Here is a 16,715-nt window from a genome sequence, read left to right as displayed (position 1 = left end):
AGCGTTGCTGTCAGTCCTCATCCATCTGCTGATAGCGCTCGGCCAGGTAATCCAGCAATGCCCGCACAGCAGGCATTTGCCCGCGACGGGAGGAAAACACCGCGTGAATGATCTCGCGCCGGGGTGCCCAGTCCGGAATCAGCTTCACCAACGAGCCGTCGGCCAATTGATCGCAGACCACCAGGGTAGGCAATTGCACCACACCCACGCCTTTCAAGGCGGCACAGCGCAAAGCGGTCATGTCCGTGGTAATCAGGCGGGGCGTGTGATGCAGTACGGCTTGTGCGCCATCGGGACCATACAAGGTCCAGGTATGACTTTGCTGCGGCAGGCCCAGAGCCAGGCTGGGGTAGTCCGCCAGATCCGCAGGTGAACCGGGCATGCCGTAACGGGCGATCAGCTCCGGGCTGGCAATCAGGCATTGGCTGCGGTCGGACAGCACGCGCATGACCAGATCGCTGTCTTGCAACGGAGGGGGGTGGACGCGAATGGCAATATCCAGCGCTTCGCCGATCAGGTCGACACGCCGGTTGGTCGCATCCAACTGCACGGTGACATGCGGGTAGCTGACCATGAAGTCGGCCAACATATCACTGACATGAGCGTTCAGTAAGGTGATCGGGCAACTGATGCGAACCACACCACGAGGCTCGGCGCGTGTCAGTTCGATGGCTGCTTGGGCTGCTTCAGCCTCCACCAGCATGGCCTTGCAGTGCTCGTAATAGGTCTGGCCGATCTCGGTCACGGTGAAGCGGCGGGTGGAGCGCTGGATCAGACGCACTCCCAGGCGTTCTTCCAATGCCGCCAGCCTGCGGCTAAGGGTAGATTTGGGCAAACCCAGAGCCCGACCAGCAGGGGCAAAACCTCCGTGATCCACAATCTGAACGTAGAAGTACAAGTCATTTAAATCTTGCATGGCGGTTTTATCGTTCCATAAATGGAACATAGATGGCCGATTTAGGGGGCTACTGCCTTCGTTGTCCCGAGTTTATTCTGTCTCTTATGTTGAAACAAGGAGATGGACATGAAGAAAATTCTTGGTATCTATAGCGCTCCCCGTCCTCACTGGGTGGGCGACGGCTTCCCCGTTCGCTCCCTGTTTTCGTACCACACACACGCAAAACAGTTGAGCCCTTTCCTGCTGCTGGACTATGCCGGCCCTGCCGAGTTTGCCCCTAGCAATCACAAACGCGGCGTTGGCCAGCACCCACACCGTGGTTTTGAAACCGTCACCATCGTCTACAAGGGCGAGGTGTCGCACCACGACTCCACGGGCCAGGGCGGCACGATTGGTCCCGGTGATGTGCAGTGGATGACAGCCGGTTCGGGCATTTTGCACGAGGAGTACCACTCCGACGCCTTTGCCCGCTCGGGTGGCACCTTGGAAATGGTGCAGCTGTGGGTCAACCTGCCTGCCAAAGATAAGGGCGCTCCCGCTGGCTATCAGGCCATTACCGACCAGCAAATTCCTGTAGTCGCTTTGCCCGATGCCGCTGGCATGGTGCGTGTGATTGCCGGAGAAAAGGACGGTGCCGCAGGCCCTGCCAAGACCTTCACTCCCATGAATGTATGGGATTTGCGTCTGAATCAGGGTGGGATTGCCGAGCTGGAAAGCCCAGAGGGCTGGACGGCTGCGCTGGTGGTTCTGCAAGGCACCGTACTGGTCAATGGCCAAAGCGTGGCACGTGAAGGGCAACTGGTGGTGCTGGATCGGACAGGCAGCCAGTTCAGCGTGGAAGCCAATAACGACGCCGTGGTCTTGCTGATCAGTGGTGAACCCATTGATGAGCCGATTGTGGGACACGGCCCCTTTGTCATGAATAGCAAGCAAGAGATCTTGCAGGCTATGGATGACTTCAGCAGTGGCCGCTTTGGTGCGATGGCACCAGGGTCGGCATCCTAAAGCAAGGCCCGTGAGGGGCCACGCCAACCTGGTGGCCCCTCGCTTTTCCTCCACAGGAGAAACATGATGACTATCCCCAGCAATGTAGCCAATTTCAATGGCGCCGCCCCGGTAATTGATCCTGATGACGCAGTCATGCTGCTGATCGACCACCAAAGCGGTCTGTTCCAGACCGTGAAGGACATGCCCATGACCACCTTGCGTGACCATGCGGCAGCACTGGCCAAAATCGCCACCTTGAGCAAGCTGCCCGTGATTACCACGGCTTCCGTGCCACAAGGCCCGAACGGTCCTCTGATTCCCGAGATTCATCAGAACGCCCCCCACGCCCAGTATGTGGCCCGCAAAGGCGAGATCAACGCCTGGCACAACGAGGATTTTGTGGCTGCTGTCAAAGCCACTGGCCGCAAGACCCTGATCATTGCTGGCACCATTACCAGCGTGTGCATGGCGTTCCCTGCAATCAGCGCTGTGGCTGAAGGCTACAAGGTGTTTGTGGTGATTGATGCCTCCGGCACCTACTCCAAGATGGCCGAGGAAATCACCTTGGCTCGTATGATGCAGGCAGGTGTGGTGCCTATCGATACCGGCGCAGTGGCCTCCGAATTGCAGAGAACCTGGAACCGCCCTGATGCCCAGGAATGGGCGCAGGTCTACACCAAGATTTTCCCTGCCTATCAGTTGCTGATCGAGAGCTACGCCAAAGCGCAGGATGTACTCAAGAATCAGGAACAACTGGATTCGCAGCGCTAATACCCTCAGCGCTGTTGCAGTGCCGGGTGCAGTGCCGGGTGCAGTGCCTGCACCCATCCCTTTCAATCATCGTTAAGGAAAACTGAGATGACTACGCCTTACAAACGTCTTGATAAAGACCAAGCCGTTGTACTTCTGGTAGATCACCAAACCGGGCTGCTGTCTCTGGTTCGTGATATTGATCCCGACAAGTTCAAGAACAATGTGCTGGCTCTGGCTGATCTGGCCAAGTACTTCAACTTGCCTACTATTTTGACGACCAGCTTTGAGGAAGGCCCTAACGGTCCTCTGGTCCCCGAGCTGAAAGAAACCTTCCCCGATGCGCCTTACATCGCTCGTCCTGGTCAGATCAACGCCTGGGATAACGAAGACTTCGTCAAAGCCATCAAGGCCACTGGCAAGAAGCAGCTGATTATTGCGGGTGTGGTGACTGAAGTGTGCGTGGCTTTCCCGGCCTTGTCGGCTCTGGAGGAAGGCTTTGATGTGTTCGTGGTCACCGATGCGTCGGGCACCTTTAACGAACTGACTCGCCATTCCGCATGGGATCGCATGTCGGCCGCCGGTGCGCAATTGATGACCTGGTTTGGTGTGGCGTGCGAACTGCATCGCGACTGGCGTAACGACGTGGAAGGTCTGGGTGCCTTGTTCTCCAACCACATCCCTGACTACCGCAACCTGATTAACAGCCACACCAAGTTCACTTCTGGCAAGTAAGCGCCCTGGCGCAGCGCTGTCCATTTCGGTGGGCAGCGTTTTTTGCTGTTTTGATGGCTGGCCCCTGTTCATGCATTTTTGGAGTTTGACCCATGAGTACCCTCAGTTCCGAAGTCTCCGTATCCTTTGATTGTCCTGAAGACCAAAATGGTGACAAACAGATCCAGCGCGTGCCCGCACGCAGTGCACAAGTGGGCGGGGGCATCACTGTTGGCCGTATCTTGCCGTCCTCGCAGCGGCGTATGGTGGGAGCCTGGTGTTTTCTGGATCACGCCGGACCCGCCGTGTTCACTTCCGGCCCCGGTCTGCGTGTCGGGCCGCATCCCCACATTGGTCTGCAAACCTTTACCTGGATGATCCAGGGCGAGGTGCTACATCGCGACAGCCTGGGCCATGTGCAAGTGATCAAGCCTGGTCAGGTGAATTTGATGACGGCAGGCCGGGGCATCAGCCATACCGAAGAGTCCTTGCCCGGCGAGGACAAGCTGCATGCGGTGCAGTTGTGGATTGCCTTGCCCTTCAAGGATGCCGCCTGTGAGCCCGCTTTTGATCATCACCCCGATTTGCCGCGTTGGCGTGAAGGCGAGTGCGACTTCACCTTGCTGGCCGGTAGTTACGAGGGGCGGCAGGCACCCAGCAAGTTGTATTCGCCTCTGATGGGCATGGATTTGAACAGCGTCAAAGCCGGTCGGGTTGCGTTGAACTTGAAGCCGGAGTTCGAGTATGGATTTCTGGTGGTGCAAGGCACTGTGGGCATTGGCAATGAGCAGTTTCAGACCAATGAACTGGCTTATGTAGGCCGTGGCTTGACGCAGCTGTCGCTGGACTTAAGCGTGGGCTGCCGTGTCATTGTGCTGGGCGGAGAGCCGTATACCGATGAGCTGGTTCTGTGGTGGAACTTTGTAGGCCAGAACAAGGAAGTCATCACCCAGGCGCAACGCGATTGGCGGGCAGCCCATGATCGTTTTGGTGTGGTGCAGGGCTATGATGGCGATCCTTTGCAGGCTCCTGACTTGCCTTGGGAAACCGCCTGATGCTATGCCTGAATGGCCCCTTTTGGGCCATTGTTTTTGGACGAAATTTGCCTACCTTGACTGGCGGTCTGCCAGTGATCGGAGTACAAAACAGTGTGCTGGTGTGAACGAGCTTGCGGGCCATGGCCTGTTGGGGTGCGGTAAAAACCTGTGTTTGCACGACAGCGTTGAGTGATTTTTAAAAGGTAGCTGGAATGCGATTGAAAGATAAAGTGGCGGTTGTTACCGGATCGGCAGCGGGTATTGGTTTGGCAACGGCCAGGAAGTTTGCCCAGGAAGGGGCGATTGTGGTGTTGTGCGATCGCAATGCGGATGCCGTCAATCAAGCAGCGCAGTCTTTAAGCGGCAATGGCGTTACCGCTGTGGGCTATACCGTGGATGTGACGGACCGTGCGCAGATTGATGCCATGGTGGCGGAGGTGAAGCAAAAGTTTGGCCGCATTGATGTGCTGGTGAACAATGCCGGGATCACCAAAGACGCCAAGCTGGTCCGTATGACCGAGCAGCAGTTTGACGATGTGATTGATGTAAACCTGAAAGCGGTATTCAACTTCACCCAGGCCGTGGCCGCAGTGATGCTGGAGCAGGAAAGCGGTTCCATTCTGAACGCTTCCAGCGTGGTGGGTCTGTACGGTAATTATGGTCAAACCAATTACGCGGCCAGCAAGTTCGGGGTGATTGGCTTTACCAAAACCTGGGCCAGGGAATTGGGGCCGAAAGGGATTCGCGTCAATGCCGTCTGTCCCGGTTTTATTGAGACCGACATTCTGAAAACCATCCCGGAAAAAGTGCTGCAAGGCTTTCGTGACCATTGCTGGCTGCGCCGCATGGGCAAGCCTGAAGAAATCGCCAATGTGTATGCGTTTTTGGCCTCGGATGAAGCCAGCTTCATCAATGGCACCACGCTGGAAGTGTCGGGCGGTTTGACGGTTTAATGCCGCGTAGACAAGGATTGAATCGTTCGTAGCCTTTAGTTGGCAGCTTCTATTTAGTAGTGAAGGATACTGGCTCCAAAAAAACCTCCACGCTACGCCTTCGGCTGGCTGCCCTCCGAGGGGGAGTTTTTGCCTTGGGGCGGCCCGGCGACAAAAAAACGGGTCTGAGCGTTTTGCTCAGGCCCGTTTTTAATGTGCTCGTATTTAGGTGGAGAGTTAAAGGATGGGAAGGTGAACGGTTGGCATCATGGATTGATTAGATCGCACACTGCCTGCGTTCAGACTTCCCTTTAATCCAGCTCGGGGTGGCGGTCCACCAGGCGCTGGCGTTTTTGCTTCAGGGCTTCCAGTTCTTCCTCGGCCTTGGCAATGGCTTCTTCCACATCCTGCACGCTTTGTTCGATGTGGTCATAAGCCTGCTGCAGCAACTCCTTGGCCTCCTTGCGGTTGGAGGCCGTAGGCGTATCGCCGCGCAAGGGGCGGTTGGCCGTTTCAGGCAGGAACAAGGCGGTAATCAAGCCGATGACGCTGGCAAACATCAGGTAGTAGGCAGGCACCAGCAAGTTGTTGGTTTGCTCCACCAGCCAGGCCGCAACGGTAGGCGTCAGACCCGCCACAATAATGGCGATATTAAAGGAAGCGGCCAGGGCGCTGTAACGTAGCCGGGTCGGGAACAGGGCGGGCAGGGTGGAGGCCATGACTCCGGTCAGGCAGTTCAGCAAAACAGCCAGAATCAGCAGCCCCAGGAAGATCTGCACATTGCTGTCGCTGCCGATAAAGTGAAAGGCGGGAATCGCGAAAATCAGCAGGCCCAGACTACCGGCCATCAGAAAGGGTTTGCGACCTATCTTGTCGCTGACAAAACCCACCACCGGTTGCACGAACAGCATCCCTATCATCACCACCACAATAATGAAGACACCATGTTCTTCGGCATAGCCCAGGCTGCTGGACAGATAGGTGGGCATATAGGTCAGCAACATGTAGTAGGTGATGTTGGTGACCAGCACCATGCCAATGCAAATCAGCAGGGCTTTGCGGTACTTGGAGAAGATCTCGCCAAAGGAAACCGTAGGACGCTCTGTCAGGGCGGCGCGGTCCTCTTTTTCCATCTTTTCCAGCTGCTCGGTAAAGGCAGGGGTCTCTTCAGCGGCATGGCGCAGGTACAAGCCCAAAATACCCAGCGGACCGGCAATCAGGAAGGGAATGCGCCAGCCCCAATCCTGGAAGGTTTCTTCGGTCAGGGAGGTTTGCAGCAGCACGACCAGACCGGCACCCAGAACAAAGCCCGCGATGGAGCCAAAGTCCAGCCAGCTACCCAGGAATCCGCGTTGCCGGTCGGGGGCGTATTCGGCCACAAAGACTGCAGCGCCGGTGTATTCACCGCCTACGGAAAAACCTTGGGCCAGCTTGCACAGCAGCAGCAAGACGGGAGCCCAGATGCCGATGGACAGGTAGGAAGGAATCAGGCCAATCAGGAAGGTGCTGATCGCCATGATGATGATGGTCAGGGACAGCACCTTTTGACGACCAAACTTGTCCCCCATCAGCCCGAAGAACACACCGCCCAAAGGCCGCACCAAAAAGGGCACCGAAAAGGTACCCAGGGCAGCAATGGTTTGTACGGCGGGTGATGCGTCGGGGAAAAAGACTTTCCCCAAGGTGGCGGCCACAAAACCGTACACACCAAAGTCAAACCATTCCATGGCGTTGCCCAAGGCAGCGGCCGTCACGGCTTTTTTGAGTTTGCTGTTGTCTACGACGGTAATGTCGTCAATGTGGAGCGGCTTGGCGTTGCTGGATGCCGCGGAGGACTGCGTCATATGGCTTCTCCTGGAGAGCAGGACAATGACCTGCAGGTTCGCCCTTGTGCTGTCGATACCAGAGAAGGAGCACTGGCATGACGGCATTCTGATCAGGCGAGGCTGGCAGGCGCTACGTCCAGCTTTGCTGTTCGTCTATCAATTGAAAGGGTCGAGCAGTCCGTGCCAAGTCGCGAGAAAAACCGGGCGCGACTTGCAGTCCCTATTGTTACTGAGCCGCGGGCCGACTCCCACGACATTTGCACATGCTTACAGAGCGCGGCACCCAGGCGGTAAAGGGGCTTTTTTCACGTAGGTTCGCACCTCTTCCACCAGAGCGGCGGCGGCAGGTGTCAGATCATGCTCCTGATGGAACATCAGGCATAGGGTGCGGACCAGTGTGGGGGCCTGCAGCAAGGAAAACGTCAGGCCGGGCATCAGGACACGTTGTGCGGCCAGGGCAGGCAGCAGGGCAATGGCCAGACCACTTTGCACCAGCGCTGCTTGCGAGGTGGTGCTGGAGGCTTCGTAAAACGGAGCCGACGCTTCGATAGGCAGATCCGGACGCGATTGCAGTACTGCCATGATGCCGGTTTCGTCTACGACGCCCACCAGTTTGCGTTCATTCAGGACGGACCAGCTGACGGTGTTGTTGGCATCCGGTTTGATCAGCTTGTCATCGCTGCGATAGAGCACGCCAAACTGGTCTTCCAGCAAGGGTTGACTGTCCAGTCCTTGGACATCTGCCCAGGGGCTGGTCAGACCAAAGTCAATTTCCCCCGCCACGATCTGGCGCTGAATGCGTCCCGAGTTGTCATCCCGTAAATACAGACGTACGGCTGGATGCTGCTGCGAGAAATTCGCGGCTGCCGGTGCAATCAAATCCGTAATGGCTGACGGAGCGGCGGCCACGCTGACTCGCCCGCTTTTCAATTCCCCATACCGCATGACATCGCTGATGGCGCCATCAAAATCCGCCAGCAGGCGGGTGATGCGCGGCAGGAACTCCAGGCCAATAGGCGTCAGGGATACGCGGCGGCTGGTGCGGTTGAACAAGGTGGTATTCAGGGCAACTTCCAACTGCTGGATCAGGCCCGTTACCGAGGATTGTGTTTGAAAAAGACGACGTGCGGCATGGGTGAAACTGGCCTCCTGGGCCACGGCGACAAACGCGTTCAAGTGCTTGAGCGTGATGTGCTTGGGAAGTCTATCCATATCATTTTCTGATTAATCAATTAACTTAAACAATTTTTCATATTAATAATACCTTTGGATAATGCGGTCAACTCCCCTTTTTGTGGGAGGGTTAGTGGAGACGTAGATGCAGACAGACGACCGCAGGCTGGACGTCAAGATCAGCAATGGCTGGATTATTGATGGCTTGGCCACCCCGCGTTGGCGTGGTGACGTGGGTATTCGAGAAGGGCGTATTGTCGCCCTGGGCGACCTGAGCGCCTGGCACGCCGATCAATCGGTGGACGCCAGCGGCCATGTGGTGGCTCCCGGATTTATTGATACTCACGGCCATGATGATTTGATGTTCATCGAACGGCCTGTTCTGGACTGGAAAACCAGCCAGGGCATTACGACGGTTGTGGTCGGTAATTGTGGTGTCAGCGCCTTCCCCGCCCCTTTGCCAGGCAACTCGGCAGCGGCTTTGGCCCTGCTGGGTGATTCGCCCTTGTTTGAAGACATGGCGCAGTACGTGCAAGCCGTGCGCAAGCTCAAGCCCATGATCAACGTGGCAGCTTTGGTCGGTCACGCGAATCTGCGCATGGCCGTGATGCAGGACCACTTGTCCCAGCCGAGTGCCGACGAGCAAAAGGCCATGGAAGCCTTGCTGGTCAAGGCCTTGGAAGAAGGCGCCGTGGGCTTTAGTACCGGCCTGGCTTACGAGCCTGGTTGCATGGCCCAACCGGCCGAATTGGAAGGTCTGGCCCGTGTTGCCGCTTCCAAGGGCTCTTTGCACACCAGCCATATTCGCAATGAAGGCGACACGGTGCAGGAGTCGGTAGAAGAAGTGCTGGCGGTAGGCCGCCAGACGCAGTGCGCCACCCTGGTGTCGCACCACAAGTGCATGATGCCGGCCAACTGGGGCCGCAGCAGCCATACCTTGGCCAATATTGATCGGGCCCGCGCCGATGGCGTGCAGGCCACCCTGGATATTTATCCCTATTCGGGCAGCTCCACGATCCTGATCCCCGAGCGCGCCCACACCATAGACCAGATTCGTATTACCTGGTCCGAGCCTCACCCCGAGTGCAATGGCCTGTATCTGGCTGAGATTGCCGAGCAGTGGGACTGCGACCGGGAAACTGCCGCACGGCGTTTGCTGCCTGCTGGCGCGATTTATTTTGCGATGGACGAGAAAGAAGTCCAGCGCATTTTCAGCCATCCATGTTGCATGGTGGGCTCGGACGGATTGCCTGCGGATGCGCATCCCCACCCTCGTTTGTGGGGTAGTTTCACGCGCATTTTAGGGCGGTACGTACGCGAAGATGGCCTGATGTCCCTGGAGCAGGCGGTTGCCAAAATGACCGCCATGCCTGCCTCGGTCTTCGGGCTGGAAAACCGCGGCGTGTTGCAAGTCGGCGCCTGGGCGGATCTGGTGGTGTTTAATCCCGAAACGGTGCAAGATTGCGCCACCTGGGAAGAGCCCACCTTACCGTCTCAAGGTGTGCAGACCGTGTTTGTGAATGGCGTGCAGGTTCACCCTGTCGCCCCGGAGCAGCGGCCCGGCCAGGTGCTTGATCGCGCCTTTGCCGCTCAGGCGCAAAGCCTGGATGCGCCGATTATCCCGCTATAAGCGGCGCGTCGGACAAGAAAACAGTCGCCGTGATTTGGGGTAGTCAACCAGGCCAGGGCGATTGCATCACATGCAGGCCGGTTTTTGATAACTGGCCAGGAAGGATCGTTAAGGAGACGACATGAGTGTCATTCAGCAACAAATGCCAACGGGCAAGCGCAATGCTGCCATGGTGGTGTTTTTAATTGGCATGGCGATTGCCTTGTACACCCACTTTTACATGCCGGGTGAAAGCTCCCTGTGGGGCTTGACGCCGGTAGTGGTGTTTGCGCTTATCGCCTTGTTGGGTGTGGATATTGTTCTGGCCACGATTGGTGCGATTGTATTGGGCGCCATCATGACCAGCACCACGCCCATTGCCATGGGCAAACTGCTGGCCGAGTCCCTGGGCTCGTTCATTGCAGTCGTGGGTTTGATTATTGTGCTGGGCGCCGGGGTAGGTGAAGTGGCTGCCCGTACAGGTGCTGCCGAGCAGTTGGTGCGAGCCATTGTGAAGCGTATTGGCTTGTCCAATCCGACACGTGTGCGTCTGGGCATCATGGTGGCGTCCACCCTGATCTGTGGCGCTCTGGGTACCTTGGCAGGTGGTAACGCCATTATTGCTGCGGTGGTGATTCCCATTGCCGCTGCCGTGCGTCTGTCTCCCCCTGCTGTGGCGGCCTTGTTCCAAAGCGCCGGTTCCGCCGGTCTGGTGCTGGGTCCATTCACCCCTAACGTGGTGACCGTCACGGGTCTGACCGGTCTGAGCTATACCGACTACCTGCTGGTCGCCGGTCTGCCCATGGCCGCTGCTACCTTGCTGACGGGCTGGTTCATGTCCGGTCGTATTCAGAAGATGACCAAGGATCATTTCCAGTACGAAGAAGCCTCGCAAGGTCAGGCTGCTTTTGATGTGAACGCCAAGGCTTCGCCCAAGGCTGTGCGCGCTGCCTGGGCGTTCTGCATCACCATCGTCGGTCTGGCGGCTGTAGGTATCGCCTCCAAAGCCGGTTTTGCCTACGCCATTATTGTGATGGTGTCCCTGGGCGCCACCACCGGTCTGGCCGGTGGCATGAACCCGCGCGAAATTCTGCAGGCCATGTATGCCGGTGCGGGCAAGCTGATCTGGATCTTCTTCCTGTTCTGGCTGTTCAACCCGGTGCTGGTACTGGTGGACCAACTGAACGCCTATCACGCCTTGCTGGATTCGGTGCAGCCCTATCTGGTCGGTATCAGTGGTGCGGTGCTGTGCATGCTGATTGTGGCCTTTAACGTGGTCGGCCACATTCCGGGTGCTGCCGTGGCGCAGATGACTTTCACCGCCAAGATTTTTGGTCCTGTGCTGGCTGCCGCCGGTGTGGGTCCTGCAGCCACTGCTGCCGTGATTCTGGGCAGTTCGCAGATTGACTGGTTTGGTCCTTTCCCTTCTTCAGATATGTTCGGCCAGATGGGCCTGGCGCGTTCCACTCAGCTCAAGTACATGTTGTATAACGGCTGGGCGGTCATGGCGGTCAACTTGTTGATGTTCGTCGGCCTGTTCCTGATTCTGGTCTGAGTATTGAAGGAGTGTTTGTATGTTTACCTTAGGAAGCGAGTTGCTGGATGCGCCACTGGTTCGTGAGCGCCTGCAAGAACGACTGGAGCCTTTGCTGACCCAGGAGTCCGCCCGTATTTCGATGGCGGTCTACGCTACCGACGGTACCTCCTTGTTCGAGTGGCATGCGCAGCGCGTCATGCCTTCGGCCAGCCTGATCAAAACGCCCATGCTCCTGTGCCTGCTGGAGCAGGTGGCCCAGGGCAAGCTGTCGCTGGATACGGTTTACCCTCTGCCCGAGGGCGACCGTACCCCCGGCACCGGTATTTTGAGTCAGTTGCCCGGCGTGCTCAGCCTGAGCTTGCGCGAGCTGGCCCTGTTGATGATTATCCTGAGCGATAACGTTGCCACCAATGCCCTGATCGACTTGCTGGGCATGGATAACATCAACGCCTGGAGCGCCCAGGCCGGTTTGCAGCATACGGATTTGCAGCGCCACATGATGGACATGAAGGCGCGCGAGGCCGGTAAAGATAACTGGACGACCGCGCAGGATGCCTGCTCGACCTTGCTGTACCTGTTGCATTCGCCTGCCTTGCCCGAGAACCTGCGTCAGCAGGGGCTGGACATGCTGGCGGATCAGCGTGAACGAGGTCACTTTGCGGCAATTTTGCCTTCTATCGCCCAACTGGCTCACAAGACCGGCTCCTTGCCCGGCTTGCGTCACGATGCCGGTATCTTGACGATGGGCGAACGCAGTGTGGTGCTGGCCGTGATGGCCGATGGCTTTACCGATGGCCGCACCAGCACCTCTCTATACGGTGGCCAGGGGGCGGGTGTCTTGTCCCGTCTGGCCTTGGAAACGGCCCGCGCCCTGCAGTATTGAGCCGGTCCGAAAGGATAAAAGTATGTCTACGACACGTGTTGCCCTGGTTCAACTCGATAGCGGCCGCGACCGCCAAACCAATCTGGACCAGCTGGAACATTGGGTGCTGGCCGCTGCCAAAGACGGCGCACAACTGATTGTGACCCCCGAGTACAGCGATGTACGTGGCGATACGGAATGGTTGCAGCAAAACGCCACGCCTATTCCGGGTCTGGTGACGGATCACATGGCCAGCCTAGCGCGCCGCACCGGTGCCTGGATTCATCTGGGCTCCATGCACGAGCGCCGTCCGGATGACCATCGCCTGGGCAACACGAGCGTGACGTTTTCACCAGAGGGCGAGATCGTGGCGCAATATCGCAAAGTACATTTGTACGATGCGGTGGTGAACGGTCTGGAATACCGCGAGTCTGATGATTTCTGCCATGGCCAGCATCTGCAAAATGTGCAGGTCGGGGATTTGAATCTGGGCCTGAGCATTTGCTACGACATGCGCTTTGCCGAGCTGTTTCGTACCTTGCGTGCCCGTGGCGCGAATGTGCTGGTAGTGCCAGCTGCCTTTAATGTGCATACCGGCCGTGACCACTGGGAAGTGCTGTTGCGTGCCCGTGCGATTGAAAACCAGTGCTACGTACTGGCTGCCGCGCAGATCGGTGGTCCCGGTCCTGCCATGCCGTGTTTGGGTCGCAGCATGATTATTGACCCATGGGGCACCGTATTGGCCTGTATGCCTGATCATCCAGGCTATATTTGCGCCGATCTGGACCCTGCACGCGTGCAGCGCATGCGTGAGTCACTTCCGGCCTGGCAGCACCGCCGGGGTGATCTGTATCCTATTCCTTCTTGATTGTGTGCTGAAACAGACTGGAGTCTGCCATGACCGTACCTGCTGCCTTTGAGTTTTATCCGGGCACTGCCCCCTTGTTGATTTCCATGCCCCATTCGGGCACCTACGTGCCGTCGGACTTGCTGGCGCGTTTTACGGAGTCAGCGCGTCAGGTGCCGGATACGGATTGGCATATTCCCCGCTTGTATGAATGTGCCCAGAAATTGGGTGCGTCCGTGTTGGTGGCGACGTATTCGCGTTTTGTGGTGGATCAGAACCGTCCGCCGGACAATGCCAGCCTGTATCCCGGTCAAAGCGTGACCAGTCTCTGTCCTGTGGACACCTTTGGCGACGAGCCTATTTACCAGCCCGGCCAGGAGCCGGACGAGCGTGAGGTTGCCCAGCGTCGCGAGACCATCTGGCTGCCGTATCACCAGAAGCTGGAAGAAGAGCTGACACGCCTGCTGGCCCTGCATGGCCGTGTGGTCTTGTGGGATGCGCATTCGATTCGTTCGGTAGTACCGCGTTTTTTTGAAGGCCGCCTGCCGGATCTGAATTTTGGGACCGCCAATGGCCAGAGTTGTGATCCTGCCTTGAGCGAAAGTCTGATGAAAACGGCCTCGGCCAACAAAGACTACAGCAGCGTGTTGAATGGCCGTTTCAAAGGTGGTTACATTACCCGCCACTACGGACGTCCCGAGCAGAACATCCATGCTGTGCAGCTGGAAATGGCGCAGTGCTGCTATATGGAAGAGCAGTGGCCCTTTGATTACAAAGAAGAGGCTGCCCGCAACATTCAGCCGCTGATCGAGGCCTTGCTGCGCGACGCGCTGGCCTTTGCGACCGAGTCGTAAATTCATCCTGAGCCCCGGCACAGACAGGCCGGGGCGCTACACTATCGCCTTGGCCACGGTGGCCGTAGAGCGATTCCTCCATGTCTGATCTTTCCCCGCCCCTGTTCGAGAAATTGTGCTGTCCCCTGGACGGTTTGCCGCTCGTGTTTGAGGCACCCAGCTGGCGCTGCGCGTCGGGCCATTGCTTCGATACGGCCAGTCAGGGCTACATCAATCTGCTCCCCGTACAAAACAAGCGTTCCCGCGATCCGGGCGACAGCAAGGAAATGGTGGCGGCGCGTCGCCGTTATCTGGAGTCGGGGGTGTACGAGCCCATTGCCGCCGGCGTGTGGCGTGCCTTGATGGATGGCCTGGAAGGGGAGGCACCTTATGCCTGTCTGGATGCGGGCTGTGGCGAAGGCTATTACCCGCGTTATCTGCGTCAGCAGGATCAGGATGGGCAGTTGGCCTTGATTGGTCTGGATATCTCCAAGTGGGCCGTCATGGCGGCGGCGCGCAGTTCCTCGGACATCCGTTGGCTGGTGGGCAGCAATGCACAATTGCCCGTGCCTGATGGCGCTTTGGATGCCTTGTTGTGCATGTTTGGTTTTGCCGTGCCCGAGGAGTTTCTGCGGGCCTTGAAGCCAGGCGGGATCTGGGTGCAGGTGGAAGCGGGTACCGACCATTTGCTGGAATTGCGCCGCATTATTTATCCCAGCGTGAAGGCCGACAAGGACCAGGCCCAGGAGCCGCCCGTCGGTTTCAGCCTGGAGAGCACCGAGCGCAGCCGTTGTCAGATCAGCCTGGACTCACAAGAGAAAATTGCAGATCTGCTCTTGATGACACCCCACTTGTTTCGAGCCAGTGCACAAGGCTTGGAGCAGGCTCGTCAATTGACGAGCCTGGAGGTACAGGTGGATGTGCGTATCAAGGTCCTGCGCCGTCTTTAAGCGCTTTTTACGTCCGAATCGCTGACGATGGGGTCGCACAGCTCGACACGGTTGCGGCCATTGCGCTTGGTCTTGTAAAGCGCTGCATCAGCCAGTTTCAGCACAGTACTGTGGTCGCGGGCATGGATGGGCCAGTGCGCCAGACCAATAGAAATCGTAATCGGCGAACCCGTGGGGCTATTGGTTTCGCTAATCAGAATGCGCAGTCGCTCAGCCAGTTGCAGCGCCTGATCTATGTCCTGATCGGGCAGGAAAATACAGAATTCCTCTCCCCCGACACGACAGATCAGGTCTGTATCACGGGTGCAGGCTCGCATGGTGTCAGCCAGAAAGCTCAGCACCAGATCGCCCACATCGTGTCCGTAGGTGTCGTTGACGCGCTTGAAGTGGTCTATATCCACGGTCAGCACGGAAAAGGGCGTGTCCGTTTCCTTCCATTGCTGCAGGACGGTCGCCATGCCGCGTCGGTTGTTCAGGCCGGTCAGAGGGTCCGTATTGCGCTCGACATTCATGACGCCAATCTTGCGGTTGACGCGTTTCAGGCCCAGCAGCATGGCCAGCTTGATCTGGCGGGATTCGAAATACCAGGCGTGAACCTGCGCGATGCGCGAGCTGGCGTTGGCTGAATCCAGATGCGGAGCCTGGCGAGCCAGTTGTCGCAAGGGTTTGGCAATCAGCATGGCCAGCATCCAGATCAGGATTTGTACGGCCAGGAAAAAGGGGATGGAATTGCGCAGAACCTTGCCCAAGAGGACCGTTAATTCATCCAGCACGACTTTGGTGGGGCTTTGCACCACCACACCCCATTTCACATCGCTGCTGGGAGCAAAGCCCGCCAGCATGTCCACGCCTTTGACGTTGCGCAGGGATAGCGCGTCGCTTTCGCCCTGACTGACGGCATCAATGGCCGGGTTGCCGTGTATAACTTCGCCGATGCGAGCGACATCGCGGTGAAAAATCAGCCGCTTGTGCTGGTCCACCACATAAATGTAGGAGCCATCGCGGTAAAAGTGCTCGCCCAGCAAGGCGTTCAGACTATTGGGTTCGTGCAGGTAAATGGAGCCACCGACCAGGCCCTTGTAGTTACCTTCTGCATCAAAAATTGGGTGTGACAAGAAGATCAGCAAGCGCCCGGTTGCGGACAGATAGGGCGGGCTGACTACTGGCTTTCTGGTTTTCAAGGCCAGTTGCGTGCCTTCGCCGCGAAGCGTTGTGCCAATCAGGCTGAGTTGGTGGGGGGCATTGGCCAGAACCCGGCCCTCGGCATTCAGGATCAGGACTGAATTAAAACTGTTGTTTTGTTCTTTCAGGCGCCTGACCTCATCGCCTAGCAAAAGCTCGCCCTGGTACAGAGAGCGGGAGAGCACGCTGGCGCTGTAGCTGAGTTGCTGCTGCAAATTGGCAATGAAAGCATCAGTGCTGCTGGCCAGTTTCAGGGCGTAGGCACGGTTTTTCTCCAGCGCCTGCTCGATCAGCAAGGTGCGCTCAGCCGAATAGGCCCCATACAAGGTGTAGCCCATGGTCAGCAGACTGCTGGCGGTAGCCAACAAGAGAATCAGCCGGCGCAGATCGACAAAGAACATGGGGATGGGCTAGTGCTCGAAGAAAATGGAGATGAGACCAAAAGACGGGTGGAAGGCACCTAAATCATTATACGTAAAGAATGTTTCCGAGTTTGTGTAGGTGTGACGTAAGGCCACAGGAGGGACGCTGCACAGGGCGGGGGATTACGCCAGAGTGTAAGATGTGGAATGGTCTAG

General features: G+C 57.6%; 15 protein-coding genes. 11 read left to right on the top strand and 4 right to left on the bottom strand.

Annotation, left to right across the window (positions count from 1 at the left end; all coding sequences use genetic code 11):
* Window positions 1-10: 10 nt before the first annotated feature.
* Entirely contained in the window at window positions 11-916 is a 906-nt protein-coding gene (locus CPY64_RS16415; RefSeq protein WP_042486090.1) for a LysR family transcriptional regulator, read from the bottom strand.
* A gap of 108 nt (window positions 917-1,024) precedes the next feature.
* Here CPY64_RS16415 and CPY64_RS16410 point away from each other — a divergent pair, with 108 nt between their 5' ends.
* The 5 genes from CPY64_RS16410 (at window position 1,025) to fabG (ending at window position 5,339) form a co-directional block, all read left to right on the top strand.
* Window positions 1,025-1,903 carry a pirin family protein gene (locus CPY64_RS16410; RefSeq protein ID WP_042485587.1) on the top strand — a complete coding sequence of 293 codons (879 nt, stop codon included), beginning with the start codon at window positions 1,025-1,027 and terminating at the stop codon, window positions 1,901-1,903.
* A 66-nt stretch (window positions 1,904-1,969) separates the two neighbouring features.
* Window positions 1,970-2,656 carry a hydrolase gene (locus CPY64_RS16405; protein WP_042485591.1) on the top strand — a complete coding sequence of 229 codons (687 nt, stop codon included), beginning with the start codon at window positions 1,970-1,972 and terminating at the stop codon, window positions 2,654-2,656.
* Between the two features lie 87 nt (window positions 2,657-2,743).
* Window positions 2,744-3,370, top strand: coding sequence for an isochorismate family cysteine hydrolase YcaC (gene ycaC, locus CPY64_RS16400; RefSeq protein ID WP_042485594.1), 627 nt, complete (start codon window positions 2,744-2,746; stop codon window positions 3,368-3,370).
* Window positions 3,371-3,462: 92 nt separating this feature from the next.
* Window positions 3,463-4,404: a pirin family protein gene (locus CPY64_RS16395; RefSeq protein ID WP_042485597.1), complete on the top strand. Its 942-nt coding sequence runs from the start codon at window positions 3,463-3,465 to the stop codon at window positions 4,402-4,404.
* A gap of 194 nt (window positions 4,405-4,598) precedes the next feature.
* Window positions 4,599-5,339, top strand: coding sequence for a 3-oxoacyl-ACP reductase FabG (gene fabG / locus CPY64_RS16390; RefSeq protein WP_042485601.1), 741 nt, complete (start codon window positions 4,599-4,601; stop codon window positions 5,337-5,339).
* A gap of 290 nt (window positions 5,340-5,629) precedes the next feature.
* Here the strand turns inward: fabG and proP are convergent, their stop codons facing one another.
* Both proP and CPY64_RS16380 read right to left on the bottom strand, forming a co-directional pair.
* Window positions 5,630-7,162: a glycine betaine/L-proline transporter ProP gene (proP, locus tag CPY64_RS16385; RefSeq protein WP_042485604.1), complete on the bottom strand. Its 1,533-nt coding sequence runs from the start codon at window positions 7,160-7,162 to the stop codon at window positions 5,630-5,632.
* 249 nt (window positions 7,163-7,411) lie between these two features.
* The gene (locus tag CPY64_RS16380) at window positions 7,412-8,356 is read right to left on the bottom strand and encodes a LysR family transcriptional regulator (protein ID WP_042485607.1); all 945 of its coding nucleotides are present in this window, start codon (window positions 8,354-8,356) and stop codon (window positions 7,412-7,414) included.
* A 106-nt stretch (window positions 8,357-8,462) separates the two neighbouring features.
* Here CPY64_RS16380 and CPY64_RS16375 point away from each other — a divergent pair, with 106 nt between their 5' ends.
* From CPY64_RS16375 to CPY64_RS16350, 6 genes are all read left to right on the top strand, one after another.
* Entirely contained in the window at window positions 8,463-9,947 is a 1,485-nt protein-coding gene (locus CPY64_RS16375; protein WP_042485611.1) for an N-acyl-D-amino-acid deacylase family protein, read from the top strand.
* Between the two features lie 121 nt (window positions 9,948-10,068).
* Window positions 10,069-11,481: a hypothetical protein gene (locus tag CPY64_RS16370; protein WP_042485614.1), complete on the top strand. Its 1,413-nt coding sequence runs from the start codon at window positions 10,069-10,071 to the stop codon at window positions 11,479-11,481.
* 19 nt (window positions 11,482-11,500) lie between these two features.
* Window positions 11,501-12,346, top strand: coding sequence for a serine hydrolase (locus CPY64_RS16365; RefSeq protein ID WP_042485618.1), 846 nt, complete (start codon window positions 11,501-11,503; stop codon window positions 12,344-12,346).
* Between the two features lie 22 nt (window positions 12,347-12,368).
* A complete protein-coding gene (locus tag CPY64_RS16360; RefSeq protein WP_026483610.1) occupies window positions 12,369-13,193 on the top strand; it encodes a carbon-nitrogen hydrolase family protein in 825 nt (274 codons plus the stop codon).
* A 29-nt stretch (window positions 13,194-13,222) separates the two neighbouring features.
* Window positions 13,223-14,026, top strand: a complete 804-nt coding sequence (gene hutG, locus CPY64_RS16355) for an N-formylglutamate deformylase (protein WP_042485621.1) — start codon at window positions 13,223-13,225, stop codon at window positions 14,024-14,026.
* Between the two features lie 80 nt (window positions 14,027-14,106).
* Window positions 14,107-14,955 (top strand): putative RNA methyltransferase, encoded by an 849-nt coding sequence (locus tag CPY64_RS16350; RefSeq protein ID WP_042485624.1) that lies wholly within the window; start codon window positions 14,107-14,109, stop codon window positions 14,953-14,955.
* Here the strand turns inward: CPY64_RS16350 and CPY64_RS16345 are convergent.
* Window positions 14,952-16,538 carry a sensor domain-containing diguanylate cyclase gene (locus CPY64_RS16345; RefSeq protein ID WP_042485627.1) on the bottom strand — a complete coding sequence of 529 codons (1,587 nt, stop codon included), beginning with the start codon at window positions 16,536-16,538 and terminating at the stop codon, window positions 14,952-14,954. The genes CPY64_RS16350 and CPY64_RS16345 overlap by 4 nt on opposite strands.
* Between the last annotated feature and the right edge of the window lie 177 nt (window positions 16,539-16,715).

It is taken from the genome of Alcaligenes faecalis, assembly GCF_002443155.1.
Classification (GTDB): Bacteria; Pseudomonadota; Gammaproteobacteria; order Burkholderiales; family Burkholderiaceae_B; genus Alcaligenes; species Alcaligenes faecalis.
This window is presented reverse-complemented; position numbering and strand designations above follow the sequence as displayed.

What these genes read in the sequence shown, in the direction of transcription:
- hutG (WP_042485621.1), top strand. Translation starts at nt 13,223, where the DNA reads ATGACCGTACCTGCTGCCTTTGAGTTTTATCCGGGCACTGCCCCCTTG.
- proP (WP_042485604.1), bottom strand. Translation starts at nt 7,162, where the DNA reads ATGACGCAGTCCTCCGCGGCATCCAGCAACGCCAAGCCGCTCCACATT.
- CPY64_RS16375 (WP_042485611.1), top strand. Translation starts at nt 8,463, where the DNA reads ATGCAGACAGACGACCGCAGGCTGGACGTCAAGATCAGCAATGGCTGG.
- CPY64_RS16395 (WP_042485597.1), top strand. Translation starts at nt 3,463, where the DNA reads ATGAGTACCCTCAGTTCCGAAGTCTCCGTATCCTTTGATTGTCCTGAA.
- CPY64_RS16345 (WP_042485627.1), bottom strand. Translation starts at nt 16,538, where the DNA reads ATGTTCTTTGTCGATCTGCGCCGGCTGATTCTCTTGTTGGCTACCGCC.
- CPY64_RS16360 (WP_026483610.1), top strand. Translation starts at nt 12,369, where the DNA reads ATGTCTACGACACGTGTTGCCCTGGTTCAACTCGATAGCGGCCGCGAC.
- CPY64_RS16410 (WP_042485587.1), top strand. Translation starts at nt 1,025, where the DNA reads ATGAAGAAAATTCTTGGTATCTATAGCGCTCCCCGTCCTCACTGGGTG.
- fabG (WP_042485601.1), top strand. Translation starts at nt 4,599, where the DNA reads ATGCGATTGAAAGATAAAGTGGCGGTTGTTACCGGATCGGCAGCGGGT.
- CPY64_RS16350 (WP_042485624.1), top strand. Translation starts at nt 14,107, where the DNA reads ATGTCTGATCTTTCCCCGCCCCTGTTCGAGAAATTGTGCTGTCCCCTG.
- CPY64_RS16415 (WP_042486090.1), bottom strand. Translation starts at nt 916, where the DNA reads ATGCAAGATTTAAATGACTTGTACTTCTACGTTCAGATTGTGGATCAC.
- ycaC (WP_042485594.1), top strand. Translation starts at nt 2,744, where the DNA reads ATGACTACGCCTTACAAACGTCTTGATAAAGACCAAGCCGTTGTACTT.
- CPY64_RS16370 (WP_042485614.1), top strand. Translation starts at nt 10,069, where the DNA reads ATGAGTGTCATTCAGCAACAAATGCCAACGGGCAAGCGCAATGCTGCC.
- CPY64_RS16380 (WP_042485607.1), bottom strand. Translation starts at nt 8,356, where the DNA reads ATGGATAGACTTCCCAAGCACATCACGCTCAAGCACTTGAACGCGTTT.
- CPY64_RS16405 (WP_042485591.1), top strand. Translation starts at nt 1,970, where the DNA reads ATGACTATCCCCAGCAATGTAGCCAATTTCAATGGCGCCGCCCCGGTA.
- CPY64_RS16365 (WP_042485618.1), top strand. Translation starts at nt 11,501, where the DNA reads ATGTTTACCTTAGGAAGCGAGTTGCTGGATGCGCCACTGGTTCGTGAG.